This window comes from Salmonella sp. SSDFZ69 (genome assembly GCF_004010755.1).
Lineage (GTDB): Bacteria > Pseudomonadota > Gammaproteobacteria > Enterobacterales > Enterobacteriaceae > Salmonella > Salmonella enterica.
Window position 1 is genome coordinate 1,262,523 of the sequence record NZ_CP034831.1, and the last position, 12,435, is coordinate 1,274,957.

The 12,435-nt window shown below is 56.4% G+C and carries 9 protein-coding genes; 6 read left to right on the forward strand and 3 right to left on the reverse strand.

All coding sequences use genetic code 11. The annotated features are described in order from the left end of the window. The first annotated feature begins 3 nt into the window (after nt 1–3). The 3 genes from iscX (at nt 4) to sseB (ending at nt 2,551) form a co-directional block, all read left to right on the forward strand. The gene (gene iscX, locus EOS98_RS06260; protein WP_000523621.1) at nt 4–204 is read left to right on the forward strand and encodes a Fe-S cluster assembly protein IscX; all 201 of its coding nucleotides are present in this window, start codon (nt 4–6) and stop codon (nt 202–204) included. Between the two features lie 177 nt (nt 205–381). After that, entirely contained in the window at nt 382–1,665 is a 1,284-nt protein-coding gene (gene pepB / locus EOS98_RS06265; RefSeq protein WP_000133541.1) for an aminopeptidase PepB, read from the forward strand. A gap of 109 nt (nt 1,666–1,774) precedes the next feature. Further along, the gene (gene sseB / locus EOS98_RS06270) at nt 1,775–2,551 is read left to right on the forward strand and encodes an enhanced serine sensitivity protein SseB (RefSeq protein WP_063809315.1); all 777 of its coding nucleotides are present in this window, start codon (nt 1,775–1,777) and stop codon (nt 2,549–2,551) included. 36 nt (nt 2,552–2,587) lie between these two features. Here the strand turns inward: sseB and timP are convergent, their stop codons facing one another. Next, entirely contained in the window at nt 2,588–2,704 is a 117-nt protein-coding gene (gene timP / locus EOS98_RS25080; RefSeq protein ID WP_350028759.1) for a small toxic inner membrane protein TimP, read from the reverse strand. 415 nt (nt 2,705–3,119) lie between these two features. Next, nucleotides 3,120–3,788, reverse strand: a complete 669-nt coding sequence (locus tag EOS98_RS06280; protein WP_126523913.1) for a DUF5066 family protein — start codon at nt 3,786–3,788, stop codon at nt 3,120–3,122. Between the two features lie 42 nt (nt 3,789–3,830). On the opposite strand from EOS98_RS06280, the gene EOS98_RS24600 reads away from it, so the two are divergent. Next, complete coding sequence (locus EOS98_RS24600; protein WP_001533267.1) at nt 3,831–4,055, forward strand: hypothetical protein; 225 nt, start codon at nt 3,831–3,833, stop codon at nt 4,053–4,055. Here EOS98_RS24600 and sseA read toward each other — a convergent pair. Beyond that, complete coding sequence (gene sseA, locus EOS98_RS06285) at nt 4,035–4,877, reverse strand: 3-mercaptopyruvate sulfurtransferase (protein ID WP_094897667.1); 843 nt, start codon at nt 4,875–4,877, stop codon at nt 4,035–4,037. The genes EOS98_RS24600 and sseA overlap by 21 nt on opposite strands. A 208-nt stretch (nt 4,878–5,085) precedes the next feature. On the opposite strand from sseA, the gene EOS98_RS06290 reads away from it, so the two are divergent. Beyond that, nucleotides 5,086–10,026 carry an alpha-2-macroglobulin family protein gene (locus tag EOS98_RS06290; protein ID WP_126523914.1) on the forward strand — a complete coding sequence of 1,647 codons (4,941 nt, stop codon included), beginning with the start codon at nt 5,086–5,088 and terminating at the stop codon, nt 10,024–10,026. Continuing rightward, entirely contained in the window at nt 10,027–12,342 is a 2,316-nt protein-coding gene (pbpC, locus tag EOS98_RS06295; protein WP_079966909.1) for a peptidoglycan glycosyltransferase PbpC, read from the forward strand. Nucleotides 12,343–12,435: the final 93 nt, after the last annotated feature.

Sequence of the window (12,435 nt, forward strand, 5' to 3'; positions counted from 1 at the left end):
AGTATGGGACTCAAGTGGACCGATAGCCGCGAGATCGGCGAAGCGTTATACGACGCATATCCTGATGTCGATCCTAAAACCGTTCGTTTCACCGATCTGCATCAGTGGATCTGCGAACTGGACGATTTTGACGACGACCCTAACGCATCCAATGAAAAAATTCTGGAGGCGATTCTGCTAGTCTGGTTGGATGAAGCAGAGTAATTTTTGCGTCATGATCCTCGCCGCAGGTGCGTTGGCTACGTTCGCTCACCCCAGTCACATAGTTTGCTATGCTCCCGGGGATTCGCTCACTTGCCGCCTTCCTGCAACGCGAATCATTTAGCAAAAGATCTAACGGGCTGCCCTACGGCGGCCCGTTTGCTAATAAGGAAAATAACAATGACAGAAGCCATGAAAATTACGCTTTCCACGCAGCCTGCCGATGCGCGCTGGGGCGATAAAGCCACTTACAGTATTAATAACGACGGTATTACCTTGCATCTTAACGGTAAAGACGATCTGGGGTTGATCCAGCGTGCGGCGCGTAAAATCGACGGCCTGGGAATAAAACAGGTCGCGCTGACAGGCGAAGGATGGGATACCGAGCGTTGTTGGGCATTCTGGGCGGGTTACAAAGGACCAAAAGGCGTCCGTACCGTAATGTGGCCGGATTTAGACGATGCCCAACGTCAGGAACTGGATAACCGCCTGACCATTATTGACTGGGTGCGCGACACCATTAATGCTCCGGCGGAAGAGCTTGGGCCGGAGCAACTGGCGCAGCGCGCAGTGGATCTGCTGTGCAGCGTCGCGTGCGATAGCGTCACTTATCGTATCACCAAAGGCGAAGATCTGCGCGAGCAGAACTATATGGGGTTGCATACCGTAGGCCGTGGTTCTGAGCGTCCGCCGGTGCTGCTGGCGCTGGATTACAACCCGACGGGAGACAAAGATGCGCCGGTTTATGCCTGCCTGGTCGGTAAAGGTATCACCTTTGACTCCGGCGGCTACAGTATCAAACAAAGCGCTTTTATGGACTCAATGAAATCCGATATGGGCGGCGCGGCGACAGTAACGGGCGCGCTGGCGTTCGCCATTACCCGTGGGTTGAATAAACGCGTAAAACTGTTCCTGTGCTGCGCCGATAATCTGATCAGCGGCAATGCGTTTAAACTGGGCGATATTATTCGCTACCGTAATGGTAAGAATGTCGAAGTCATGAATACCGATGCGGAAGGGCGACTGGTGCTGGCAGATGGTCTGATTGACGCCAGCGCGCAACACCCGCAGCTAATCATTGATATGGCGACGTTAACCGGCGCGGCGAAAACGGCGCTGGGTAACGACTACCATGCGCTATTCAGTTTTGACGATACGCTGGCGGGGCGCTTGCTGACCAGCGCGGCGCAAGAGAATGAACCGTTCTGGCGTCTGCCGCTGGCGGAGTTCCACCGTAACCAGCTGCCGTCTAACTTTGCGGAACTGAACAACACCGGCAGCGCGGCGTATCCCGCCGGGGCAAGCACCGCCGCAGGTTTTCTGTCGCACTTTGTTGAAAATTACCGCGAAGGCTGGCTGCACATTGACTGTTCCGCCACTTATCGCAAAGCGCCGGTTGAGCAGTGGGCTGCCGGGGCAACCGGTCTGGGTGTGCGCACCATCGCGAATTTGCTGACCGCCTGAACGGTGTTTTTGTAGGCCGGGTAAGCGAAGCGCCACCCGGCATTTTGCCTGATGGCGACGCCGTGCGTCTTATCAGGCCTACAACCCATATACATAATTTGTGATTCCTATGTCCGAAACTAAAAATGAATTAGAAATCTTGCTGGAGAAAGCGGCGACTGAGCCCGCGCATCGTCCGGCATTTTTCCGTACCTTACTGGAGTCCACCGTCTGGGCGCCGGGCAGCGCTGCCGAAGGCGAGGCGATTGTGGAAGACAGTGCTCTGGATTTGCAGCACTGGGAAAAAGAAGACGGCACGACCGTCATTCCCTTCTTTACTTCTCTGGAGGCGCTGCAGCAGGCCGTGGAAGACGAACAGGCATTTGTGGTGATGCCGGCGCGCACGCTGTTTGAAATGACGCTTGGCGAAACGCTATTCCTCAACGCTAAATTGCCGACGGGCAAAGAGTTTATGCCGCGTGAAATCAGCCTGCTTCTCGCTGAGGAAGGCAGTCCGTTAAGTACGCAGGAAGTGCTGGAAGGCGGCGAGTCGCTTATTTTATCCGAAGTGGCCGAGCCGCCGTCGCAGATGATTGATTCCCTCACTACGCTGTTTAAAACCATCAAACCGGTGAAACGCGCGTTTCTCTGCGCGATTAAAGAACATGCGGACGCCCAACCCAATCTGCTGATTGGCATTGAGGCTGACGGCGAGATTGAAGAGATCATTCACGCAGCGGGCAATGTGGCGACCGACACGTTACCGGGTGACGAACCGATCGATATTTGTCAGGTGAGGAAGGGCGAGCAGGGTATCAGCCACTTTATCACCGAGCATATCGCGCCGTTCTACGAGCGCCGCTGGGGCGGGTTCCTGCGCGATTTTAAACAGAACCGCATCATCTGAAGAAAAGAAAGCCGCCCAACAGGGCGGCCTCCTGGCTTACCTGCTCTGGACGTTGAGCGTTACGGGAACAGAGCTACCTGGGTGGCTTCTGTCTGCGTGAAGACACAACGTGCCAGAAACAAGAAGCACGACACAAAAGTATCGTACCTTCATGTTGCGGTCCTTGCGAAGACCGCATCACGGCAGCACCGCTGGCGATAATGCCGTGATAGCAGGCACTACGGTGTGCCTGCGCTTACGGCCATGGGTTATCCTCTCCTGAAGCCAGCGCCCGTTTGCGAGACGGCGGAAAGGGCCGGGAAAGATAATACCTCAAATGTTGAATAGTTTCCCGGTAAATCATATTGACATTTGCTCCCTTAAAAGGGAGTATTAATCCCCTACGGTGTGCCTGCGTTGCTATGGCAACAAAGCCTGCTGGAAAGGCCGCGAACCGGACCAGCACAAAAAAACCGCTCAATTGAGCGGTTTTTTTGTGACCTGCTTAAACCGAATTTATGTAGATTCGTTTTAAATCAGCCTGAACGGTAGGCCGGATAAGCGTGAGCGCCACCCGACAGCATGTCGATTAATCGACGGGCGCGTCCAGTTTTGCCCAAAACGCCTCATGATAATCCTCCAGGTCAAGTAAAGCGGCATCGCGTTGTTCATTCATTTTTTGCTGTGCCTTCCATTGCGGAAGATGTAAATCCTCTTCGGTAAAGCCAATGTCTTTAGCGCCCGAAATAATATTATAGAGATATTCCACCAGAGAAGACTCCGCCAGCCAGAATTCATTACGTTCCATGCGGGCAATAGGGTATTCGCCGTTGGCATCCCGTTCTGTGATATAGATAAAAATGGCCTGATCGCCGACATGATCGATACGAATTAATGCCGAAAGACGGGGATCGTTACTCCAGACAGGCATCAGATCTTCAATATCAATACCTGAGCTATCCATGCCAACGCCGTAATACGCCTCTTCATCAGGGGAGTAAGAATGAATTACTCCCTCTTTATCAATAGATCTTTGTAATGTTTCAATCACAGGCATATTATAATTGCTAAGTAGATCGCGGTCGTAGGCCAGTAGCGCCTTCAGGCTTTCAGGTAACTCAGTGGTTTCCGTATTTTGCGGATCGCGATACTTACGCACTCGCAGACGACTTATTTCCTCGGCAGGCATAGGATTAGGCACCTTATTGCGGTTAACCTTTTTAACCAACTCAATTAAATTAGCGAGTGAAATATCCATTTTCCATCCTTAAAAAATTATATTTACAGGAGTTATTTCCCGGTGAAAACCAAAACAGCGGTGATGATACTCCTTATACCCGGCGTAAAGTATTTACCGATAAAAAATAGGATTTTATTAAGAGAAAATAATGCCCGTTTGCAGGACAGCGGAAAAGAGCTGAATAAAAACAATGTCTGTAGATCGTTTTACATCAGCCTGAACGGTAGGCCGGATAAGCGTGAGCGCCATCCGGCATGGCGGATATTAAGCGGGTTCAACCGGTAAATCGGTACGCGCGCCCCATTCGCTCCACGCGCCGTCGTAAAGCGTGACGTCAGGCACATCCAGCGTGGCGAGCGCCAGCACCACGACCGCGGCCGTCACGCCGGAACCGCAACTGGCGATAATCGGTCTGTCGAAACTCACGCCGTGGCTGAAAAAAACCTCATTCAGTTCGTCAGTGGTCTTTAATTCGCCCTCATACACCAGTTCCGTCCACGGGACGTTTAGCGCGCCAGGAATGTGCCCGCGCCTCAGTCCCGGACGTGGTTCATCAGCCTGAGCGTTAAAACGCGCCGCCGGACGCGCGTCAACGATTTGCGCGGTTTTTTCATGGCTTGCCAGCAATACGTCGGTGAGGCGCACCACGGCTTGCGGCGTGAATTTCGCCTCAAACTCGCCTCCTTCATGCGCTTCCTCGCCTTCGCGCAATAGCCATTCGTCGCGCTGCCAGCCCGCCAGTCCGCCCGCCAGAATGGACACTTTCTCGGCACCGAACGTGCGCAGCATCCACCATGCTCGCGGAGCGGAGAACAGATTGCCTTCATCGTATATGACCAGGTGTTTATCCTGGCGAACCCCCAGTTCACGCATGGCCACCGCAAACGCTTCCGGGCGCGGCATCATATGCGGCAACGGCGATGCGCGATCGGAAAGCGCTTCAATATCAAAAAACAGCGCACCGGGAATATGTCCGGCGCGATATTCGCCCGCCATATCACGATGTTCCTGTCCTGGCGGCGCCATACGGGCGTCAAGAATATGTATTTCCGGATCATCAATATGTTCGGCAAGCCAGTCGGCGGCGACAAAAAAGGCGGTGGTCATGGGCATCTCCATTGTTACCTGATTATGATCAAATTGTCGGACGTTTCCCGAAAAGGGACAAGTAGAAGAGGCTGTTTTGGCTGGCGAAACCACATTTCTGCGTAAAATTTTCGCATCATCACAGTAATACGGACTTACACAATAAAATTTCTCGCGCATAATATCTCATCAACCGTTGCTGACAGGCCGTTAAGGCCAGGGATGAAAGATGAAACATTTACGCGTGGTGGCCTGCATGATCATGCTGGCGCTGGCGGGATGCGATAACAACGATAAAACCGCCCCGACGACTAAAAGCGAAGCGCCAGCCGTAGCGCAGCCCTCGCCCGCGCAAGACCCGGCACAGCTACAAAAGCTGGCGCAGCAAAGCCAGGGCAAAGCGCTCACGCTATTAGACGCCTCCGAAGCGCAGCTTGACGGCGCGGCGACGCTGGTGCTGACGTTTTCAATTCCTTTAGATCCTGAACAGGATTTCTCCCGTGTGGTTCACGTGGTTGATAAGAAAAGCGGCAGCGTTGACGGCGCATGGGAGCTGGCGCCAAATTTAAAAGAGCTAAGGTTACGTCATCTGGAACCTGAGCGCGTGCTGGTGGTCACGATTGATCCCGCCGTTAAAGCGCTGAATAACGCCACCTTCGGCAAGTCTTATGAAAAAACGATTACCACGCGTGATGTCCAGCCCAGCGTCGGCTTTGCCAGCCGGGGATCGCTGCTACCGGGGAAAATCGCGGAAGGACTGCCGGTCATGGCGCTTAACGTCAACCACGTTGATGTGAACTTTTTCCGCGTTAAGCCCGGATCGCTGGCGTCATTTGTCAGCCAGTGGGAGTACCGTAGTTCTCTCTCTAACTGGGAGTCCGACCATCTGCTGAAAATGGCGGATTTGGTTTATACCGGTCGTTTTGATCTTAATCCGGCGCGCAATACGCGTGAGAAACTGCTGCTGCCATTAAGCGATATTAAGCCGCTGCAACAGGCGGGCGTATATGTGGCGGTAATGAATCAGGCTGGACACTACAACTATAGTAATGCCGCTACGTTATTTACCCTTAGCGATATCGGCGTGTCCGCGCACCGTTACCATAATCGGCTGGATATCTTTACGCAAAGCCTGGAAAACGGCGCGGCGCAGTCGGGAATTGAGATCGTTCTTCTGAATGATAAAGGTCAGACGCTGGCGCAGGCGACGAGCGACGCGCAGGGACATGTGCAACTGGAAGCTGATAAAGCGGCGGCGCTATTACTGGCGCGTAAAGAGGAGCAGACCACGCTGCTCGATCTCACGCTTCCGGCTCTGGATCTGTCGGAATTTAATGTCGCTGGCGCGCCCGGCTACAGCAAGCAGTTCTTTATGTTCGGCCCGCGCGATCTCTACCGACCGGGCGAAACGGTTATCCTCAACGGATTACTGCGCGATAGCGACGGTAAAACGCTGCCCGATCAACCCGTTAAGCTGGAAGTGGTAAAACCAGACGGACAGGTGATGCGTACCGTCGTCAGCCAGCCGGAAAACGGGCTATACCGTTTGAATTATCCGCTGGATATCAACGCGCCGACCGGCTTGTGGCATGTCCGCGCCAACACCGGCGATAATTTGCTGCGGAGTTGGGATTTCCACGTGGAAGACTTTATGCCGGAGCGGATGGCGCTCAACCTGACGGCGCAAAAAACACCTCTGGCGCCTGCGGATGAGGTGAAATTCTCCGTTGTCGGCTATTACTTGTATGGCGCGCCTGCTAACGGCAATACCCTGCAAGGGCAACTTTTCCTGCGTCCGCTGCGCGACGCTGTCGCGGCGTTGCCTGGCTTCCAGTTCGGCAATATTGCTGAAGAGAATCTTTCGCGCAGCCTGGACGAAGTTCAACTGACGTTGGATAAAGGCGGACGTGGTGAAGTGAGTGCTGCCAGCCAGTGGCAAGAAGTGCATTCGCCGCTGCAGGTAATTCTACAGGCCAGCCTGCTGGAGTCTGGCGGTCGTCCGGTCACTCGTCGCGTAGAGCAGGCGATTTGGCCTGCCGATACGTTACCGGGAATTCGTCCACAGTTCGCCGCCAAAGCGGTATACGACTACCGTACGGATACCACCGTTAATCAACCGATTGTCGACGAAGACAGCAACGCCGCATTCGATATTGTTTACGCCAACGCGCAGGGCGAGAAAAAAGCGGTGTCCGGTTTACAGGTGCGGCTCATCCGCGAGCGTCGCGACTATTACTGGAACTGGTCGGAAAGCGAAGGCTGGCAGTCGCAGTTTGATCAAAAAGATCTGGTGGAGGGCGAGCAGACGCTGAATCTGAACGCGGATGAAACCGGAAAAGTCAGCTTCCCGGTGGAATGGGGCGCGTACCGTCTGGAGGTCAAAGCGCCGAATGAGACGGTCAGCAGCGTTCGTTTCTGGGCCGGCTATAGCTGGCAGGATAACAGCGACGGTAGCGGCGCGGCGCGTCCGGATCGCGTCACCCTCAAACTGGATAAAGCGAATTATCGTCCAGGCGACACCATGAAATTGCATATCGCCGCGCCGGTCGCCGGTAAAGGTTATGCCATGGTGGAGTCCAGCGACGGTCCGCTGTGGTGGCAGGCGATCGATGTGCCGGCACAAGGTCTGGAGCTCACGATTCCGGTGGATAAAACCTGGAATCGCCACGATCTCTATCTCAGTACGCTGGTGGTGCGTCCCGGCGATAAATCTCGTTCCGCGACGCCAAAACGCGCCGTGGGGTTACTACACCTGCCGCTGGGGGATGAAAACCGCCGCCTCGATCTGGCGCTGGAAAGCCCGGCTAAAATGCGCCCGAATCAGCCGCTCACCGTCAGGGTGAAAGCCAGCGTTAAACACGGCGAAATGCCAAAACAGATCAACGTGCTGGTCTCCGCGGTCGATAGCGGCGTATTGAATATCACCGATTACGCGACGCCGGACCCGTGGCAGGCGTTCTTCGGTCAAAAACGCTACGGTGCGGATATCTACGATATTTACGGCCAGGTCATTGAAGGGCAGGGGCGGCTGGCGGCGTTGCGTTTTGGCGGCGATGGCGACGACCTTAAGCGCGGCGGAAAACCGCCGGTAAACCATGTCAATATCATCGCGCAGCAGGCGCAGCCGATCACGCTCAATGAGCAGGGCGAAGGGGTCGTAACGCTGCCGATTGGCGACTTTAACGGCGAACTGCGGGTTATGGCGCAGGCATGGACAGCGGACGATTTTGGTCGCGGCGAAAGCAAAGTCGTTGTCGCCGCGCCAGTGATTGCCGAGCTGAATATGCCGCGTTTTCTGGCGGGAGGGGATGTTTCGCGACTGGTGCTGGACGTCACCAATCTGACCGACCGCCCGCAGACGCTGAATATTGCGCTCGCCGCCAGTGGGTTACTGGAACTGCTTAGCCAGCAGCCGCAACCGGTCAACCTGGCGCCGGGCGTGCGCACCACCTTATTCGTTCCGGTACGCGCGCTGGAAGGTTTTGGCGAAGGCGAAATCCAGGCGACCATTAGCGGTCTGAATCTGCCGGGAGAAACCCTCGGCGCGCAGCATAAGCAGTGGCAAATCGGCGTGCGTCCGGCCTGGCCTGCCCAAACGGTAAATAGTGGCATTGCGCTGGCACCGGGAGAGAGCTGGCATGTACCAGAGCAGCATCTGGCAAACGTCTCGCCAGCCACGTTACAGGGACAACTGCTATTAAGCGGAAAACCGCCGCTCAATCTGGCGCGCTACATTCGCGAGCTGAAAGCATATCCGTACGGGTGCCTGGAACAAACCGCCAGCGGGTTATTCCCGGCGCTGTATACCAATGCCGCTCAACTGCAGTCGCTCGGTATTACCGGCGATAGCGATGAAAAACGGCGCGCCGCGGTGGATATCGGCATCTCCCGCATACTACAGATGCAGCGTGATAACGGCGGTTTTGCGCTATGGGATGAAAATGGGGCGGAAGAGCCCTGGCTAACGGCCTACGCGATGGATTTCCTCATTCGCGCGGGCGAGCAGGGATATAGCGTCCCGCCGGAGGCCATTAACCGGGGCAATGAGCGACTGCTGCGCTATCTGCAGGATCCCGGCACGATGCTGATGCTGATTCGTTATAGCGATAATACCCAGGCCAGTACTTTTGCCGCTCAGGCTTACGCCGCGCTGGTACTGGCGCGTCAGCAGAAAGCGCCGCTCGGCGCGCTGCGCGAAATCTGGGAGCGCCGTAGTCAGGCGGCTTCAGGACTGCCGCTGATGCAATTGGGCATCGCGTTAAACACGATGGGTGATGCCAGACGCGGCGAAGAGGCCATTACGCTGGCTCTGAATACGCCGCGTAAGGACGAACGGCAATGGATAGCGGATTACGGCAGTTCTCTGCGCGATAACGCTCTGATGTTGTCGCTACTGGAAGAGAACAACCTCAGACCGGACGCGCAAAACGCGCTATTAAGCTCGCTTTCTGAGCAGGCCTTCGGTCAGCGCTGGCTCTCTACCCAGGAGAACAATGCCTTGTTCCTCGCCGCGCATTCGCGACAGGCCAGCGCGGGCGCCTGGCAGGCGCAGACCTCGTTAGAGGCGCAACCGCTGTCGGGCGACAAGGCGCTGACCCGTAATCTGGATGCTGACCAGCTGGCCGCCCTTGAGGTGACGAACACCGGTAGCCAGCCGCTATGGTTGCGTCTGGATAGCAGCGGCTATCCCTCATCTGCGCCTGAGCCTGCCAGCAACGTTTTGCAGATTGAACGACAAATACTGGGGACCGATGGTCAGCGCAAATCGCTGTCCTCGTTGCGTAGCGGCGAACTGGTGCTGGTCTGGTTAACGGTAGTGGCCGATCGCAATGTGCCGGATGCACTGGTGGTGGACCTGCTCCCGGCCGGGCTGGAGCTGGAAAACCAGAATCTGGCTGACAGCAGCGCCAGCCTGCCGGAGAGCGGTAGCGAAGTGCAAAATCTGCTTAATCAGATGCAGCAGGCGGATATTCAGTATATGGAATTCCGCGACGATCGGTTTGTGGCTGCCGTCGTTGTCAATGAGGGCCAGCCCGTGACGCTGGTCTACCTGGCGCGCGCGGTAACGCCGGGGACGTACCAGCTTGCGCAACCGCAGGTGGAATCGATGTACGCGCCTCAGTGGCGGGCAACCGGCGCGAGCGAGGGGCTGCTGATTGTGACGCCTTAAATGAACGGTTGGCGTGGTAAACGTGGCCGCTGGCTGTGGCTAGCGGGCGCGCCGCTTTTTATTTTCCTGGCGTTATGGGCAGCGGATAAACTCTGGCCGCTGCCGCTCAATGAGGTCCATCCTGCGCGGGTCGTGGTAGCCCATGACGGTACGCCGCTGTGGCGCTTTGCCGACGCCGGGGGGATCTGGCGTTATCCGGTGACGATTGAAGAGGTCTCTCCCCGTTACCTGGAAGCCTTAATCAATTACGAAGATCGCTGGTTCTGGCAGCACCCTGGCGTTAACCCTTTCTCCGTCGCGCGCGCGGCATGGCAGGATCTTACCGCCGGGCGCGTTATTTCCGGCGGCAGTACGCTGACTATGCAGGTGGCGAGACTGCTGGACCCGCATTCGCGCACGTTCGGCGGTAAAATCCGCCAGCTTTGGCGCGCCCTCCAGCTTGAATGGCATTTGTCCAAGCGCGATATCCTGACGCTGTACCTGAACCGCGCGCCGTTCGGCGGCACGCTACAGGGTATTGGCGCTGCAAGCTGGGCCTACTTCGGCAAGCCGCCCGCGCGCCTGAGCTACGCTGACGCGGCGCTGCTGGCCGTATTGCCGCAGGCGCCGAGCCGGTTACGCCCCGACCGCTGGCCTGCGAGAGCCGAAGCGGCACGAAATAAAGTACTGGATCGGATGGCGGCGCAGGGCGTCTGGCCTGCCGAAACGGTACGCGAGTCGCGTGAAGAGCCGGTCTGGCTGGCGCCGCGTCAAATGCCGCAACTGGCGCCGCTTTTTGCCCGAATGATGTTGAGTAAAAGCCAGAACGACAAAATTGTGACCACGCTGGACGCCGGGTTGCAGCGGCAACTGGAAGATCTGGCGCGGGCATGGAAAGGGCGGCTGCCTGCACGCAGTTCGTTGGCGATGATCGTCGTCGATCATACCGATATGAGTGTGCGCGGCTGGGTAGGATCGGTAGACCTTAATGACGACAGCCGTTTTGGTCATGTCGACATGGTAACGGCGATCCGATCGCCGGGATCGGTACTCAAACCCTTTGTGTATGGTCTGGCGCTGGATGACGGCTTGATCCATCCCGCATCATTATTACAGGACGTTCCGCGCCGCACCGGAGATTACCGCCCGGGAAACTTCGACAGCGGATTTCACGGCCCGGTCAGCATGAGCGACGCGCTGGTACGCTCGCTGAATCTGCCTGCCGTTCAGGTGCTTGAAGCCTATGGGCCGAAACGATTTGCGGCAAAACTGCGTAACGTCGGCCTGCCGCTATATTTGCCTGCTGGCGCGGCGCCCAATCTTTCGCTGATTCTGGGCGGCGCGGGCGCGCGGCTTGACGAGATGGCGGCGGCATACAGCGCGTTCGCTCGTCATGGGAAAGCGGCGAAACTACGGTTACAGCCGGACGATCCGCTGTCGGAAAGACCATTAATGTCGCCGGGAGCGGCGTGGATCATTCGACGGATTATGGCGGATGAAGCGCAACCCTTGCCGGATAACGCGCTGCCGCGCATTGTGCCGTTGGCGTGGAAAACCGGCACCAGTTACGGCTATCGCGATGCGTGGGCTATTGGCGTTAACGCGCGCTATATCATCGGCATCTGGACAGGCAGACCTGACGGCACGCCTGTGGTGGGGCAATTTGGTTTTGCCAGCGCGGTGCCATTACTTAACCAGGTCAATAATCTGTTACTGGCGCATACGGGACGCCTGCCGGAAGATCCGCGTCCGCAGACGGTAAGCCGCGGCGTCATTTGCTGGCCGGGCGGACAGACTCTGCCTGCCGGAGACAGCAACTGTCGCCGCCGACTGGCGACATGGCTGCTTGACGACAGCCAGCCGCCCACGCTGCTGTTACCTGAGCAGGAAGACATCAACGGTATTCGTTTCCCGGTCTGGCTGGATGATACGGGGCGGCGTGTCGCTGCCGACTGTCCGCAGGCGCGTGCGCATACGTTTATCGTCTGGCCGCGGCCGCTGGAGCCGTGGCTGCCGCCTGCGGAAAGACGTAGCGCCCGCTTGCCCGCGGCGTCCGACCACTGTCCGCCGCTACAGGGCAGTGATGCCGCGCCGTTAATGCTGTCAGGAGTGAGGGATGGCGCGGTGATCAGGCAATTGCCAGGCCAGGAAAACGTTACGCTGCCCGTCTCGACTACCGGCGGTAAAGGGCGTCGCTGGTGGTTTTTAAATGGCGAACCTGTTAATGGTGAAAATAATCGCCTTTCTTTATTACTCAATATCGCTGGACGTTATCAACTTGTCGTAATGGATGAGTCCGGTCAGGTTGCAGCGGTTAATTTTGAATTAATACGTTAACAACTCTTCAGAATAAATTATGAATTTCATTTAATTTAAAGTTAATGAGAATTATTAATTTTTCCGGAATTACCCTTAATGAGGGAGCTTGAT